This window comes from Paracoccus stylophorae, from assembly GCF_028553765.1.
GTDB classification, from domain to species: domain Bacteria; phylum Pseudomonadota; class Alphaproteobacteria; order Rhodobacterales; family Rhodobacteraceae; genus Paracoccus; species Paracoccus stylophorae.
Genome location: NZ_CP067134.1, coordinates 3,025,815 through 3,042,076 on the forward strand (window position 1 = coordinate 3,025,815; position 16,262 = coordinate 3,042,076).

Consider the following 16,262-nt stretch of genomic DNA (forward strand, 5'->3'; position numbering starts at 1 on the left):
CGGTTCGGGATATCGGCGCTGTCGGCGCCATGACAGGAGGGGGGACGCATGACCCAGTTTACCAGACGCAGCCTTTTGGGGATGATCGGGACGGCCGCCGGCAGTTCGGCGATGTATTACGCGATGACCGCGATGGGTCACGCCGCCCCCTCGGACTATACCGGGCCGATCAAGCTGGACGGCGATCCGCAGGGGACCAAGGTTCTCATCCTCGGGGCCGGGCTGGCGGGCCTGACCGCCGCGCTGGAGTTGCGCGCCGCCGGCTATGAGGTCGAGGTTCTGGAGTATCGCGAGAAAGCCGGCGGACGTTGCTGGACGCTGCATTCGGGCGATGAATATACCGAACTTGGCGGCGACCGGCAGACCGTCGATTTCGCCGAAGGCAATTACATCAATCCCGGCCCGTGGCGGATCCCGCATAACCACTATGCGCTGATGGATTACTGCAAGCGCCTGAAGGTGCCGCTGGAGCCGTTCGTCCAGACCAACTACAACGCCTTTGTCCATCGCAGCGACGCATTCGATGGCAAGCCGCAGCGGATGGGCAAGATCCTGACCGACTATCGCGGCCACGTGTCGGAATTGCTGGCCAAGGCCGTCGATCAGGGCAAGCTGGACGAGGAGGTCAGCGCCGAGGATCGGGAACTGCTGATCGAAAGCCTGCGCAGTTTCGGCGTGCTGAACGGCGACAACGCCTATGTCAAAAGCCTGGAGACAAGCACGTATCGCGGATACGAGAAACAGCCGGGCGGCGGTGTGGGCGCCGCGCCGATCCCATCGGATCTGTACGATCCGCAGCAGGTGATCCAGTCGCAGCTGTGGCAGTATCTGGCCGTCCATGAAACCTATGAACACTGGGCGCCCATGTTCCAGCCGGTCGGCGGCATGGAGGAGATCGCGGTCGCTTTCGCACGCGAGGTCGGCGATGTGATCACCTACAACGCCAAGGTGGTCTCGCTGCAACAGGACGATAACGGCGTCACCGTCACATGGGAGGATATCGGCGGGGGCGGCGGCACCAACACCAGCACCGCCGATTACTGTGTCTGCACGATCCCCTTCTCGATCCTGGGCCAGATCGACCACAACCTGTCGGCCGGCCTGTCCAGCACCATCAGCTCGATGTTCTACAACGGCTCGACCAAGGTCGGGCTGGAGTTCAAGCGGCGCTTCTGGGAACAGGACGACCAGATCTATGGCGGGATCAGCTATACCGACGAGGCGATCACGCAGATCAGCTATCCCTCGACCGGATACCAGTCGGACGGGCCGGCGGTGTTGCTGGGCGCCTATACGTGGCGGGGCGCGAATTCCTACAAGTTCAACGCGATGACGCCTGCCGAACGGATCGAATGGGCGCTGCGCATGGGCGAGAAGATCCATCCGCAGTATCGCGAGGAATTCAAAGCCGGCGTCGCGGTCAGCTGGCACAAGGTACCCTGGGTTCTGGGCTGTTCCGGGATCTGGGAGGATCGCGAGGCGCAGGGCTACGACGAGGCCGTCAAGATCGACAACCGCGTCGTCTGTGCGGGCGAACACCTGTCCTATATCCCCGCCTGGCAGGAAGGCGCAATTCTGTCGTCGCTGGACGCGATCTCGCGTCTGCACGACAAGGTCATCAACGGGTGAAGTCATGAAAAACATTCTGATAACGACCGCCATCCTGTTCGCAGCCGGCCCGGTCGCCGCGCAATCGACCGATGTCGAGGTGACGGCAAGGCCGCAGGAACGCGCCATCAGCGCGTTGGCGGATGAGCAAAGTTTCGGCCCGGAAGGGTACAGTTCGACCGATGGGGAAACCCTGTATCAGACGCTGTGTGCGGGATGTCACATGGCCGATGGCAGCGGCGCCGTCGGTGCGGGCGAATATCCTGCGCTGAAAGAGAACCCAAATCTGGAATTCGCGGCCTATCCGGTCATGCTGATCGTCAACGGCCAGGCCGCGATGCCCGGATTCGGATCGTTTCTCAACGATGAGCAGGTCGTCGCCGTGACCTCGTATATCCAGACGCATCTTGGTAACGATTACACGCCGGACGCGACGGTCGAAGACGTCGCGATTACGCGTCCGGTCGATCCTGCAGACCCCAACACAGCGGAGCACGAATGAGACACCATCTGACAGCCCTCGCCTCGACCGTCCTGATCCTTGGCACGACCGCCGCCTCGGCCGAGGTGACGCGACACCCGATCCCGGATTCGGACTTTCCGATCCTGCAGGCGGTCGAGATCCCGGCCGATGCCACGCTGGTCTATCTCAGCGGCACGGTGCCGCAGGTGATCGACGAAGCCGCCGAAGACGGCTCGGCCGAGCAATATGGCGACACGGCGGCGCAGACCGAAAGCACGCTGGCCTCGATCGAGGAAAAGCTGGCCGGGCTGGATCTGACCATGGGCGACGTGGTCAAGATGCAGACCTATCTGGTGCGTCCCGAGGGGGCCGACGGAATGGATTTCCAGGGCTTCATGGAAGGCTATACCAAGTTCTTCGGCACCGAGGATCAGCCGAACCTGCCGACGCGCTCGGTGTTCGAGGTCGCCGGTCTGGCCAACCCCGCCTGGCTGGTCGAGATCGAGGTCGTGGCCGTCCGCCCCTGACCGGGCGCACGCAAGGCCGGTGATCGCCGGCTTTCATATCGGCGGTTCAGGCGAAGGCGCTGCAAGCCTTTGCCTGAACCGGGAAGAAGACTGGCAAGCTGCGGTTTTCCGCAGCTTTTTTGCCTGACGTTCAACCTTGAACCGCAGTCAGACCCGGACCCTCTGTCACACCCGCTGGACCGGCGCGCACGGCTCCTCTGACCCGCGCGCCGACATGCAACACCCTGCAAGAAACATCGCATGCCCGGCCTTCGGCGGAACAGACGCTGTTGGCAAGCGCGGTGCTGCAATGTCAAGGTGAGGATCGAAGCCGACCCGATGCAGGTCCGCCGTCAACAGAGAGGAAGCCATGAAACATCTTGTCATTGGGGCCATGGCCCTGACCGCCGCGACCGCGGTTCACGCGCAGAACTGGGACATGCCCACCCCCTATGGCGACAGCACGTTCCACACCCAGAACATCATGCAGTTCGCCGACGAGGTGCGGACGGCGACGGATGGCGGGCTGGACATCACCATCCATTCCGCCGGCTCACTGTTTCCCCATTCGGAAATCAAGGGCGCCGTGCGCAACCGCTCGGTTCCCATCGGCGAATTGTTCCTGTCCACCCTGTCGAACGAGGACATGGTCTTCGGCATGGACAGCCAGCCTTTCCTTGCCACCAGCTATGACGACGCGCAAAGGCTGTGGGATGCCCAACGTCCGGTCATCACCGAGCTGCTGGCCGAACAGGGGCTGATGCCGCTGTTTTCCGTGGCCTGGCCCGCGCAGGGTCTTTACACCAATGGCGAGATCAAGACGGTCGAGGATCTGAACGGGCTGCGGTTCCGCGCCTACAACGCCGCGCTTGAGGAATTCGCGACGCTGGCGGGGGCCGCGCCGGTCCAGGTCGAGGCGCCCGATATTCCGCAGGCATTCTCGACCGGCCAGGTGTCGGCGATGATCACCTCGCCCTCGACCGGTGTCAATTCCACGGCGTGGGATTTCGTGACCCATTACAGCCCGATCAACGCATGGGTGCCCAAGAACATCGTCATCGTGAACCAGCGCGAATTCGACCGGCTGGACGAGGAAACCCAGACCGCCGTTCTGGAAGCCGCCAAGGCCGCCGAGACGCGCGGCTGGCAGATGTCGATGGAAGAGGCCGAAACCCAGACCGCCGCGCTGGCCGAAAACGGCATCACCGTCTATGAGCCCAGCGAAGAACTGGTGCAGGGCTTGCAGGCCATCGGCGATACGATGCTGGAAAGCTGGCAGCAGGAGGCTTCCGACAGCGCCAGGGCCGTGCTTGAGGCGTATCGCAACTGAACGGCAGATCGGGACCGGCAGAATTTCTGCCGGTCCTTTCGGTTTCGGGCAACAAGGGCGGGCGCATGGGCCATCTGTTTCAAAAGCTGTATTCAATCTGCGGCGCGTTGGCGGGGGGGCTGATCCTGTGCATCTGCCTGCTGATTTCGGCGCAGATCGTTCTGAACGGGGTGGGGCGTTTCGCGCCCGGCGCATTCCCCTCGACCATTCCCTCCTATGGCGATTTTTCGGGGTTCATGCTGGCGGGGGCCACGTTTCTGGCGCTGGCGCATACGCTGCGGGCCGGCGGGCATATCCGCGTCAATCTGGTCACCGCCCGGATGCCGCTGCGCGCGCAGGTCGTGGTCGAGGCCGCGGTCCTGCTGATTTCCGCCGCGCTGGCCGGTTACCTCACCTGGTTCATGATCGACCTGACGCTGGAAAGCCTGCACTACAACGATCTGTCCACCGGCATCGTCCCGGTTCCGCTGTGGATTCCGCAAAGCGTGGCCACGTTCGGAATGGCGCTGTTCCTGATCGCGATCCTGCACACGCTGGCCGATCTGGTCCGGGCGGGCAGACCCGTGCTGACAACCCCGGATGAGGTGTGATCATGTCCGATCCGATGATCGCCGTCGTTCTTCTGTCGCTGCTGATCGGGCTGCTGGCGTTGGGCGTGTGGGTTGCCGTCTCGCTGACGCTGGTCGGGCTGGCAGGGCTGGTGCTGTTTTCCAACGCGCCGTCCGGCCTGGTGCTGGCATCGACCTTCTGGGGCCATTCGCACAGCTGGGCGTTGACCGCTCTGCCGCTGTTCATCTTGATGGGAGAGATCCTGCTGCGATCGCGGATGAGCGATGACATGTTCACCGGGCTTGTGCCCTGGCTCAGCCGCGCGCCGGGGCGGTTGCTGCATGTGAACGTGTTCGGCTGCGCCATCTTTGCCGCCGTCTCGGGCTCTTCCGCCGCGACCGCCGCCACCATCGGCCGGATGTCGGTGCCCGAACTGACGCGGCGCGGCTATCCCGAGAACCTGATCCTGGGGACGCTGGCCGGGTCGGCCACGTTGGGCCTGCTGATCCCGCCCTCGATCATCCTGATCGTCTATGGCGTCGCGACCGAGCAATCCATCGCCCGGCTGTTCATCGCGGGCGTGCTGCCGGGGATCATGCTGATCGTGCTGTTTGCGGGCTATGTGGCGGTGCGCGCCTGGATGAACCCCGACCTGATCCCCGCCATCGACCAAAGCTTTTCGTTCCGGCAGAAGATCGTGGCCTCGCGCCGGCTGATCCCGGTCGCGCTGCTGATCGGCGGGGTGATCGGGTCCATCTATGCGGGGCTGGCCTCGCCCACCGATGCGGCGGCTTTGGGGGTGGTGCTGGCGACGGGTCTGGCGTTTGCGTCGGGATCTTTCAGCTGGCGGCTGTTCGGCGCGGCGGTGATGTCGGCCACCCGGACCTCGTGCATGATCGCGCTGATCCTGCTGGGGGCGGCGTTCCTATCGGTGTCGATGGGCTTTACCGGGTTGCCGCGCAATCTGGCCGCGTGGATTTCCGACATGAACCTGTCCGCCACCGCCCTGCTGATGGCGCTGACCGTGTTCTTCGTCGTGCTGGGCTGTTTCCTTGACGGCATTTCGGTGATCGTGCTGACCACCTCGATCATCATGCCGATGGTGTCGGCGGTGGGCATCGACCCGTTGTGGTTCGGCATCTATCTGGTGATCGTGGTCGAGATGAGCCAGATCACCCCGCCGGTCGGCTTCAACCTGTTCGTCATTCAGGGCTTGACCGGCATCGACATCCTGCGCATCGCCAAGGCCGCGTTTCCGTTCTTTCTGCTGCTGCTTCTGGGCGTCGTCCTGATCTGGGTATTTCCGCAGATCGTCACGTTCCTGCCCGGCCTGATGAGCGGCTGAGGATGCGACGGGCGGCGGGGCCGGGTTGCACGACGCTGATGACCGGCGATCCGCAGGCCCGTGCCGGACGGATACCCGTCACTCCTCGGGGGTGTCCAGCGCCTCGAACCCGGCCTTCTGCCGGGGCGTCCAGCGCAGGCGCAGGACAAGCCCGTCTTCGCCGGTCTCTTCCTGCTCGACCACGCCTGCCTCGTGCAGCCAGGCCCGTTTGCTGCCGTCGCCGAACCCAAGCCGGACGGTCGCCGTCTCGCGCGTTTCGTCCAGCGCGCGCGCCAGATGCGCGTCCATCGCCGCGATCAGATCGTCCAGCCCCTCGCCGGTCAGCGCGCTGACGGCCTGCACGCCTTCGGTGCGGGAATCGGTGCGGCGCAGCGCGGCGCGCGTGTCGGCCGACAGCGCGTCGATCTTGTTCCACACCTCGATCAGTTCCACATCCTCGTCCACGCCCAGGCTTTCCAGGATATCGGCCACGTCCGCGGCCTGTTCCTCGGTCTCGGGATGGCTGATGTCGCGCACATGCAGGATCAGATCGGCCTCCAGAACCTCTTCCAGTGTGGCGCGGAACGCCGCGACCAGTTCCGGCGGCAGATCGCTGATGAAGCCCACCGTGTCCGACAGGATGATCCTGCGCCCAGACGCGCCGCCGCCCGCATCGGGCAGCCGGATCGCCCGCATGGTCGGGTCCAGCGTCGCAAACAGCATGTCCTTGGCCATCACCCGCGCCCCGGTCAGCCGGTTGAACAGCGTGGATTTGCCCGCGTTCGTGTATCCCACCAGCGCGACGATGGGATAGGGTACGCGGGCGCGCGCCGCGCGGTGCAGCGTGCGGGTCTTGACCACCCGTTCAAGCTGGCGGCGAAGCCGGGTCATCTGGTCGTCGATGGCGCGCCGGTCGGCCTCGATCTGGGTCTCGCCCGGACCGCCGACGAATCCCAGCCCGCCGCGCTGGCGTTCCAGGTGCGTCCAGGCCCGCACCAGCCGCGTCCGCTGATAGGACAGGGCCGCCAGTTCGACCTGCAACACCCCCTCGCGCGTGCGGGCGCGGTCGGCGAAGATTTCAAGGATCAGCCCGGTCCGGTCCAGCAGCTTGACGCCCCATTCCTTTTCCAGGTTGCGCTGCTGAACGGGCGTGACCGGCCCGTCGACCAGCACCAGTTCCGCCTCGGCCTCTTCCAGACGCTGACCGATTTCGGCCAGCTTGCCCTTGCCCAGCAGCGTGCGCGGGTTGGGATCGCGCAGGCGCGCGACCTCCTGTCCCACGATCTCGGTTCCGGGCAGCGCATGGGCCAGCGCCACGGCCTCGGCCAGCGCATGTTCGGGCAGGCGTCGCTGTGTCCGCGCCTGCCCCAGATCGGGATGGATCACATAGGCGCGGGTCGGCCTTGCCTCGGTCGAGGTGGGTTCGGCCAATCAGTCCTCGCCTTCGTGCAGGTTGATCGGCTGGCCGGGCATGATGGTGCTGATCGCGTGCTTGTAGACAAGCTGGGACTGCCCGTCGCGGCGCAGCAGCACGCAGAAATTGTCGAACCAGGTGATGACGCCCTGCAGCTTGACCCCGTTGATCAGAAAGATCGTCACCGGCACCTTCGCCTTGCGGACATGGTTCAGGAACGCGTCCTGCAGGTTTTGTCTGTCACCGGCCATTTTTCGTTTCCCGTTTTTGTGCGGCGTGATCTTTCAGACATTTATGGCACGCCCTCACGCCATGCAAGCACCGGGAATGCCCGCACGTCAAGCCGCCAGTGCCGCGCGGATCAGCGGCGCCAGAACTCGGGCGAGAACAGCGCCAGGATCGCCAGCGTCTCAAGCCGGCCCACGATCATCGCGCAGGCCAGCACGATCTTGGTCAGCACGGGCAGGCCGGACCAGCCTTCCCACGGCGCGGAGGCGATGCCCGCCGTGCCGTCGAAGGCCGGGGTCAGCGGAATCACCGCCGCCAGCGGTCCGGTATTGGTCAGCGCCGCGATGGACAGGATGGTGGCGGTCTCGAACTCGATCTGCTTGATCGACACCAGCGCGACCGTGACCGCGATGGAGGTGGCAAACAGCATGAAGAAGATGAAGGACAGATACGCCCCCTCGTGCCGCAGCCGCCGCGCGATCCGCCCGCCCCCGGCGACCGAGCTGGGATGGATGATCCGCTCCATCTCGCGCTCGCCGTGGCGGGACAGGGCGTAAAGCCGCAGCAGCTTGACCCCGCCCGCCGTGGTGGCGACGCCCCCGCCCATCATCGCCAGCCCAGCCAGGATCAGGCCGGGCGATGACAGGCCCGACCACGCCCGCGCCCCCTGCCAATCGACCGAGTTCCAGCCCGTCGTGGTCAGATAGCTGAGCGCGTTGAACAGCCCGCCCCAGAACGCGGCCAGCGTGTTGCGCAGATCGGCCAGCATCCGCGGCGCTTCGGGTTCGGCGACGCCGGTTTCGATGGCGCCGATGAAGTGGCGCAGGAACAGCACCGTCGCCACCGTCCCGACCAGTGCTGCGGCCATGCGCAATTCTGGGTCCTCGATCAGCCGTTCGGTGGCGCGCAACTCGCCGCCCCCCGGCCAGAACCGCCGCGACAGCGCCGGGATCAGGAACAGGAACACCACCATTTCGCCCGCGACGCCCGAACTTTCCCCCGCCGGGCCGATCACGGGCGATATCCCGCTGGTCGCCAGCGTGCCCATCGCCCGGCACAGCGCGACCAGCGATTCGTCGCCCAGAAGCAGCAGGATCAGCCACATCGTCAGCGTCAGCCCGGCATAGACCGGCAGCACCGCCTGCGCGCTGCGCAGCAGGCGCAGGGCGGGCGCGTTCAGATCGGTGGTAAAATCGGGGGCGGACAGATGCGGCTGCGGCTCTCTGGGGTCGGCGGATTCTGGCAGACGCTCGAACTGTTCGCTGCGGCCATAGGGCGAGGACATGATCTCGAACCCGCCGACCCGCAGCGGCGCCAGAATGGCGATTGCCGCCACCAGCATGAAAAAGCCGCCCATCCAGCCGACCATCGCCCGCCACAGATGCAGCGGCGCGGGCAGCAGATCGGCCGAATACAGCGAGGCACCGGTGGTTGTCAGCGACGACACCATCTCCCACCAGGCGTTGAACAGCCCGGTATCGGGCAGGCTTTCCGCGAACGGCACCGCCAGGATCAGCGGCAGGACCGCCATCGCGGCCAGCATGTTCAGCAACGTGTCGCGCGCGCCCTGCCGCCTGCGATTGGCGACGGTGGCCAGCCCGATCATGCCCGACAGGATCAGCGCCAGCAGCGCGGTATACAGGAAATGCCGCGCAATCGCGTTCTCGTCCACGACCGAGGCGTAGGAGGCCGGCACCAGCATCGCCAGCGCCGCGATCACGGTCAGCTGGATCAGCAGGGGCTGGCGCGAAAAGGACGACACGGGCGGCTGTCTCAGAAAAAGTCGATCGAGACCTGCAGAAGGCGTTCGACCTCCGGCACGTCTGGGGTCAGGGCGAAGATCAGCACCAGATCGCCTTCCTCGATCCGCGTGTCCGAGGACGGCTTGATGATCCGGTCGCCCTTCTGGACCGCGCCGATCAGCACGCCTTCGGGAAATTCGATGTCGCGGATCGCGCGGCCGGACATGGGCGAGGTGGACAGCACCTGCGCCTCCATCACCTCGGCCTCGGCGTCGCCGATGGAATAGATGTCGCGCACGCGGCCGTGGCGGATATGGCGCAGGATGGTCGAGACGGTGGTGGCGCGCGGATTGATATAGGCGTCGATGTCCAGCGCCCCCATCAGCGGCACCAGCGTCGGATCGTTGATCAGCGAGATGACCATCTTCGCGCCCGCCTGCTTGGCGCGCACCGCCGCCAGGATGTTGGTCTTGTCGTCGTCGGTCACCGCCAGCACGGCGTCGGCGGTGGGCACCGCCGCCTCTTCCAGCAACTCGGCCGACAGGCCGTCGCCGTTCAGCACGATGGTCCGTTCCAGCCGGTCGGCGGCGAATTCGGCCCGCGCGCGACCCTTTTCTATCAGCTTGGCGCGGATGCGGTCCACCCGCGCCTCCAGCGCCCGCGCGACGGCAAGACCCACATTGCCCGCGCCGATGACGACCACCCGTTCCTGTTTCTGCGGCGGCTTGCCGAAGATTTCCAGCGTGCGGTTCACGTCGTCGATATGGGTGAAGATATAGACCTGATCGCCCGCGAACAGCTGATCGCCCGGGTCGGGCGCGAACAGCCTGCCGTCGCGGCGCACCCCGGTCACGATGGCCCGCAGGCTCGAGAAGATCTCGTTCAACTGGCGCAGCGGCGTGTTCAGCGCCGGACAATCATCCTCCAGCACGATCCCCAGAAGCTGGATCTTGCCGTTCAGGAATGTCTCGACATCGAAGGTCGAGGGCGCGGACAGGCGTTGCAGCGCGGCCTTGGCGACCTCGCGTTCGGGGCTGATCACCACGTCGATGGGCAGGTGGTCGGTGCGGTAGAGATCGGAATAGATCGCGTCCAGATAGGCGCTGCTGCGCAGGCGCGCGATCTTGCGCGGGACCTGGAACACGGAATGGGCGACCTGACAGGTGACCATGTTCACCTCGTCCGAATGGGTGGCCGCGATGATCAGATCGGCGTCGCGCGCCCCGGCCCGGTCCAGAACGTCGGGATGGCTGGCAAAGCCGGTCACGCCCTGCACGTCCAGCGCATCGGTCGCGCGGCGGATCAGTTCGCCGTTATTGTCGATCACGGTGACATCGTTGCGTTCGCCCGACAGATGCCGCGCGATCTGCCAGCCGACCTGCCCTGCCCCGCAGATGATGATCTTCATCCCAGTCCCCGTTCCCGCGCGGCGCACCGCCCTGATCTTTGCCTATGCCGCACACAGCCAGCGCGCAACCGTCTTGCGAAACGCGGCCCGCAAGTCCGGTGCCGCGACCGGGTCGGGCCGCAACCCTGAATTGCGATCCAGCCGCCGCCGCACTTGAAAAGAGAGCGGAAATCGGGTAGTTTAAATCCTTCGATCCTGAAGATTGCGGATGGCGCATCCACGGCGCGCGGGTCGGGCTGTTGCCGTCTGCCACCCGCAGGATCGGGCACGGGGCCTTGGGAAAAAGGCTCGTGAATCGGACCAGATGACACAACGCACGGAGATGGAGAATGCAGAAGGTGTTCGGCCGCGGTTTCCGTCTGCGTCCGTCGTCCGGCGCCTTGCCGCATCGTGTTTGTTCCCCCGAACGCCGTCACCCGTCAGGCTGATCCGGGCGCGGTCGGCGGTGCTGGCTGGCAGCGCATCGCCGACCTCGTTTCACGTCGCGACCGGACGGCGTACGCCAGCACCGATACCGCGATCTATTTGCCGGCCAGCATCTCTTCCTCGTTGCGCATCCCGCCCACCACGCCAAGCGATTTCAGCTTGCGGTGCAGGGCGCTGCGCTCCATCCCCACGAATTGCGCGGTGCGGCTGATATTGCCGCCGAACCGGTTGATCTGGGCCAGCAGATATTCGCGTTCGAACATCTCACGCGCCTCGCGCAGCGCCATGGCGGTGATCTGCGGCCCCAGGCTCAGCGCGTCGCTGTTGTCGGGCGTGGCCCCCTGCGGCTCCAGCTCGGATGGCTGGATCGGGCCGCTTTCCTCGGTCAGGATCAGCACGCGCTCGATCACGTTGCGCAGCTGCCGGATATTGCCCGGCCAGCGCATCGACTGCAACGCGGCCACGGTTTCCTCGGGCAATTCGCGCGCGGGCAAGCCCTGCGTGCGGTTGAACTGCTCGATGAAGCTGCGCGCCAGCAGGGCGATGTCGTCGCGCCGGTCGGCCAGCGACGGCACCGCCACGGGCACCACGTTCAGCCGGTCATACAGCTCCTGCCGGAACCGCCCCGCCGCGATTTCGGCCGGCAGATCGCGGTTGGTGGACGAGATCACGCGCAGATCGACGCGCACCCGGTCCGATCCGCCCGCCCGCATGAACTGCTGCTCGGTCAGGACGCGCAGGATCTTGGGCTGGGTCCCAAGCGGCATGTCGCCCACCTCGTCGAAATAGATGACGCCGCCATGCGCCTGTTCCAGCAGGCCCGGCTCGATCCCGCGTTCCGGGCTCTCGCGGCCGAACAGCACCTCTTCCATGCGTTCGGGTTCGATACTGGCGCAGGGAACGGTGACAAACGCCGCGCCTGCCCGCGGGCTTTGGGCGTGGACATAGCGCGCGGCCAGTTCCTTGCCCGCCCCCGGCTCGCCCGACAGCATCACCCGTCCGTTCGACTTGGCGACCTTGTCCAGATTGTCGCGCAGACGCTTGAACGCCGCCGACTGGCCCAGCATCTCGGTCGCGCGGTCGCCGCCCCGGCGCAGGCTGCTGTTCTCGCGCCGCAGCCGGCTGGTTTCCATCGCCCGGTTCACCACCACCATCAGCTGGTCGATGTTGAACGGTTTTTCGATGAAGTCATAGGCGCCCTGCCGGATCGCGGCGACCGCGATCTCGATATTGCCGTGACCCGAGATGATGATGACCGGCACATCGGGGTTGTTGCGCTTGACCTGCTTGAGGATGTCGATCCCGTCCATCCGGCTGTCCTTCAGCCAGATATCCAGCACCATCAGCGCCGGTTCCTGTTCGTTCAGCGCGTTCACCGCCTCGTCGGAATTGGCGGCCAGCCGCACCTCGAACCCCTCGTCCTTCAGGATGTCCGCGATCAGTTCGCGGATATCCCGTTCGTCGTCGACGATCAGAATGTCGCTCATATCGTTCCCGCCTCGTCCTTGTCATGCCTGTTTCTGGGTTGTGCGCCGCGCACCGGGTGACGTTCGCGCGGCAATCGGATCTCGGCCATGGCGCCATCGCGGCCGGGCGCATCGGTCAGCGCCAGGCTGCCGCCATGTTCCTCGACGATCTTCTTCACGATCGGCAGCCCCAGCCCGGTGCCCTGCGGCTTCAGCGTCACATAGGGCTCGAACAGCCGGGCGCGATCGCCGGGCAGGCCGGGGCCGTTATCGGTGATGCGGATGGTGACGCTGTCGGGACCCGCGCTCATCGTCACCTCGACCCGCGGGGCCCAGCCGTCCGCCGCGTCGGCGGCGCGTTCCTCGACCGCCTCGCCCGCGTTCTTCAGCAGGTTGGTCAGCGCCTGGCGCAGCATGCCCGCGTCGCAATCCACGATCACCGGCCGATCGGGAATGTCCTCGACCAGCGCGCCCTGCAGCGCGTCGCGTTGCAGCAGCACCGTCTCGCGCAGCAGCGCGGCCAGATCGGTCTCGACCCGGTCGGGTTCGGGCATCCGGGCAAAGCGGCTGAATTCGTCCACGATCCGGCGCAGATCGCCGGTCTGGCGGATGATCACGTCGACATACTGATCCAGCGACACCTTGTCCTCGGGTCCGGCCAGCGGCCCGAACTTGCGCCGCAGCCGTTCCGCCGACAGCTGGATCGGCGTCAGCGGGTTCTTGATCTCGTGCGCGACGCGGCGGGCGACGTCGCCCCACGCCGCCATGCGCTGCGCGCTGACCAGCTCGGTCACGTCGTCGAAGGCCACGACATAGCCTTCCAGCCCGCCATCGGTGCCGCGCCGCACCGCCATCCGCACCAGCAGGCTTTCGATCCGCCCGTCGCGCGCCAGCCGCACCTCGTCCTGGATCGTCTCGGCGACCGAGGCCGACAGCCGCGCAAACAGCGGCGCGAATTCGGGCACCGCCTCGGACAGCAGCGCGTCGATATCGCGCATCGGGTCCAGCCCCAGAAGCCGCGTGGCCGAGCGGTTGACGAAATCGATCTCGCCCGCCGCATCGAGGCCGATCACGCCTGAGGTGACCGAACTCAGCACATTGTCGAACAGGCGGCGCTGTTCGTCGCTGGCGCGATAGCTTTCGACCAGCTCCTCGCGCTGCGTCTTCAACTGCCGGGTCATGCGGTTGAAGCTTTCGCCAAGGGTCTGGATCTCGTCGCCGGTATCGGGTTCGGGCACCTGCACGTCCAGATTGCCGCGTCCGACCTGTTCGCTGGCCACGGCCAGCGCGCCGATGGGCCGCGACAGGCGGCTGGCGAACCACAGCCCCAGCCACACCGCCGCCGCGACCAGCAACAGCGCAAAGCCCAGATAGACCAGCGAGAATTCGAACAGCACCTGCCCGCGCGTTTCCTCAAGCTGGCGGTAATCGCCGACGGTGGCGCGGGTCTCGTCCAGCAGACCCAGAAGATCGCCGTCCACATCGCGTGTGACGTAAAGGAACCGGTCGGCCAGCGGCGGCAGCGGGACCAGGGCGCGGAACTCGTTGTTCTGCCAGTCCTCGATCAGGACCAGCCCCTCGGTCAGCGCCCGATCCAGCTGCTCGCCGGTCGGCGCCTCGTACCAGAACAGATAGCTTCGTTCGCCGCGCGCGCGGATCTCGCCCGCGCCGTTGACGATATAGGCCTCGCGCAGGCCGCGCTGGATCAGGGCCTGCCCCTGCACCAGCAACTGCCGCATCTCGCCGTCGTCGATCATCGGGTTGCTGCGGCCCGCCTGCGTCAGCACCCCGGCCAGCGCGCGCGCATCCTCGGTCAGGTCGCGGCGATGTTCCTCCTGATAGGCTTCGGCCGCCGCCTGCGAGGTGGTGACGACCTGCTGGACCCGGTCCGAGAACCATCCCTCAAGCCCGATATTGACCAGCAGCCCCGCGAACAGCGCCACCAGCACCGTCGGCACCAGCGCCAGCCCCGCAAACACCGCGACCAGCCGCGAATGCAGCCGCGATCCCGCAGCCGAGGCCCGCCGCGCCGAGATCAGGCGCGCCATGCGGGCCACCACAAGGCCGATCAGGCAGATCAGATACAAAAGATCCAGCAGCAGGATGAAGCGCAGCACGCGGCTTTCGACGCCGTGGCTCAGCGGCCCCAGCACGGTCATGGTCGCGACCGCCAGCAGCCCGCCGACCAGCAGGACGCCCCAGCTGAGAACGCCGCGCCACTGACGCGGAATCCTGATCCGTGCCAGCCTGTCCCAGCTCAGCCCTGATGCGGACTCTGCCATGTCCCCCCACTCGCCGTCTTGCGCGGCTTTGCCTGTTGCAGCTCCGTGACTCTGGCGCTGCCACCTGTGGCGGTTTTACATCAGTTTGCGGCGCCGTGTCACCTCGATATTCAGCTCGGTCAGCTTCTTGCGCAAAGTATTGCGGTTTATTCCCAACAGATCGGCGCAACGCAGCTGATTTCCGCCGGTCGCATCCAGCGCGATCTGCAACAGCGGGCGTTCGATCTCGCGCAGGATTCGCTGATACAGGCCGGGCGGCGGCAATTCGTCGCCATGCAGATCGAAATAGCGTTGCAGATGCGCCTCGACCGAATCCGACAGCCTGGCATTGCCCGGCGGCAGCGTCGCGCCCCATCCGGCGGATGCGGCGGCCCCGTCGCCCGCGGCAATCGCCGGCGGGTGCGGCGCCGATGTCTGGCTCAGCGTCTCGCGCATCTCGGCGCCGGTGACGGTCGCGCCGGTCGAGGTCAGCGCCAGCCTGCGCATGATGTTTTCCAGCTCGCGCACGTTTCCCGGCAGCGGATGCGCCCGCAGCAGCGCCGCCGCCTCGTCGGACAGGCGGCGTTCGGGCAGACCCTGCGCCGCCGCGCGGCCCAGCAGGTGATCGGCCAGCGGCAGGATGTCGTCGACACGCGCGCGCAGCGGCGGCACCGCGATGGTCACCCCGGCCAGCCGGTAATAGAGGTCCGAGCGGAGATAGCCGGCGGCGACATCGGCCTGCGGATCGGGGCCGCAGGTGGTCACGATGCGCGGCGCGCCCGGCTGGTCAGGTCCGGCTTCCAGCGATTCGATCAGACCGATCAGCCGCGCCTGCGCCGCAGGCTCGAACCCGGCCGGGTTCTCGATCACGATGGTTCCGCCCTGCGCCGCGTCCGCCGCGCGCGCGATCGCCCCGGCACCGGCATCGGCGGCAGTCAGGACCGCCATGCCGCGATCTCGGCGGTCCGACAGGTCGTGAAAGGACCGCGCGATGGTGCTTTTGCCGACGCCCGGCTCGCCCGCGATCAGCACCGGCAGATCGGCGTTCAGCACCCGCGCGACCATGCGAAACAGCGCCTGCATCGCCGGCGCCCGCCCGATCAGCGGCATGTCGCGGTCGGCGCCCCGGCCCAGCGTCGCGGGCGCGGGATCGGTCGCCGGTCTGCGCGGCCGGCTGGACAGCGCCGCGCGCGCCTTGGCCATCAGTTCGGGCAGATCGAAGGGCTTGGGCAGATATTCGAACGCCTCGGCCTCGGTCGCGCGGATTGCGGTGACGATGGTGTTCTGGGCCGAAATCACGATCACCGGCAGATCGGGCCTTGCCTGACGGATCGCGGGGATTCGGTCGATGCCGTTGCCGTCGGGCATCATCACGTCGGTGATGACCAGATCGCCGCGCCCCTCCTCGACCCATTTCGACAACTGCCCCAGGCTGCCGGTGGCGTGGACCCGGCAGCCCGCGCGGGTCAGCGCCTGCGTCAGCACCGTGCGGATGGTGCGGTCGTCGTCGGCGATCAGAACGGTTCCGTCCATGGCG

At 66.5% G+C, this 16,262-nt stretch carries 13 protein-coding genes; 6 read left to right on the forward strand and 7 right to left on the reverse strand.

Annotated elements, in window-relative coordinates; all coding sequences use genetic code 11:
* The first annotated feature begins 48 nt into the window (after positions 1-48).
* The 6 genes from JHW45_RS14925 to JHW45_RS14950 all read left to right on the forward strand — a co-directional run bounded on the left by JHW45_RS14925 (position 49) and on the right by JHW45_RS14950 (position 5,801).
* The gene (locus JHW45_RS14925; RefSeq protein WP_272858383.1) at positions 49-1,629 is read left to right on the forward strand and encodes a flavin monoamine oxidase family protein; all 1,581 of its coding nucleotides are present in this window, start codon (positions 49-51) and stop codon (positions 1,627-1,629) included.
* A gap of 4 nt (positions 1,630-1,633) precedes the next feature.
* A complete protein-coding gene (locus JHW45_RS14930; RefSeq protein ID WP_272858384.1) occupies positions 1,634-2,110 on the forward strand; it encodes a c-type cytochrome in 477 nt (158 codons plus the stop codon).
* Positions 2,107-2,598, forward strand: a complete 492-nt coding sequence (locus JHW45_RS14935) for a RidA family protein (protein ID WP_272858385.1) — start codon at positions 2,107-2,109, stop codon at positions 2,596-2,598. The genes JHW45_RS14930 and JHW45_RS14935 overlap by 4 nt, the downstream gene beginning before the upstream one ends.
* A gap of 349 nt (positions 2,599-2,947) precedes the next feature.
* The gene (locus JHW45_RS14940; protein WP_272858386.1) at positions 2,948-3,907 is read left to right on the forward strand and encodes a TRAP transporter substrate-binding protein; all 960 of its coding nucleotides are present in this window, start codon (positions 2,948-2,950) and stop codon (positions 3,905-3,907) included.
* Positions 3,908-3,972: 65 nt separating this feature from the next.
* On the forward strand, positions 3,973-4,497 hold the full coding sequence (locus tag JHW45_RS14945) for a TRAP transporter small permease (protein WP_272858387.1): 525 nt from the start codon (positions 3,973-3,975) through the stop codon (positions 4,495-4,497).
* 2 nt (positions 4,498-4,499) lie between these two features.
* A complete protein-coding gene (locus JHW45_RS14950) occupies positions 4,500-5,801 on the forward strand; it encodes a TRAP transporter large permease (protein ID WP_272858388.1) in 1,302 nt (433 codons plus the stop codon).
* 78 nt (positions 5,802-5,879) lie between these two features.
* Here JHW45_RS14950 and hflX read toward each other — a convergent pair whose 3' ends face one another.
* The 7 genes from hflX to JHW45_RS14985 all read right to left on the reverse strand — a co-directional run bounded on the left by hflX (position 5,880) and on the right by JHW45_RS14985 (position 16,258).
* Entirely contained in the window at positions 5,880-7,211 is a 1,332-nt protein-coding gene (gene hflX / locus JHW45_RS14955; protein ID WP_272858389.1) for a GTPase HflX, read from the reverse strand.
* Positions 7,212-7,445, reverse strand: coding sequence for an RNA chaperone Hfq (gene hfq, locus JHW45_RS14960; RefSeq protein WP_272858390.1), 234 nt, complete (start codon positions 7,443-7,445; stop codon positions 7,212-7,214).
* Between the two features lie 110 nt (positions 7,446-7,555).
* Positions 7,556-9,184, reverse strand: a complete 1,629-nt coding sequence (locus JHW45_RS14965; RefSeq protein WP_272858391.1) for a potassium transporter TrkG — start codon at positions 9,182-9,184, stop codon at positions 7,556-7,558.
* 11 nt (positions 9,185-9,195) lie between these two features.
* Positions 9,196-10,572: a Trk system potassium transporter TrkA gene (gene trkA, locus JHW45_RS14970; protein ID WP_272858392.1), complete on the reverse strand. Its 1,377-nt coding sequence runs from the start codon at positions 10,570-10,572 to the stop codon at positions 9,196-9,198.
* Between the two features lie 521 nt (positions 10,573-11,093).
* Complete coding sequence (gene ntrX, locus JHW45_RS14975; RefSeq protein ID WP_272858393.1) at positions 11,094-12,485, reverse strand: nitrogen assimilation response regulator NtrX; 1,392 nt, start codon at positions 12,483-12,485, stop codon at positions 11,094-11,096.
* The gene (locus JHW45_RS14980; RefSeq protein ID WP_272858394.1) at positions 12,482-14,746 is read right to left on the reverse strand and encodes a sensor histidine kinase NtrY-like; all 2,265 of its coding nucleotides are present in this window, start codon (positions 14,744-14,746) and stop codon (positions 12,482-12,484) included. Before JHW45_RS14980 ends, ntrX begins: the two co-directional genes overlap by 4 nt.
* A 75-nt stretch (positions 14,747-14,821) precedes the next feature.
* On the reverse strand, positions 14,822-16,258 hold the full coding sequence (locus tag JHW45_RS14985; protein WP_272858395.1) for a response regulator: 1,437 nt from the start codon (positions 16,256-16,258) through the stop codon (positions 14,822-14,824).
* Positions 16,259-16,262 lie beyond the last annotated feature (4 nt).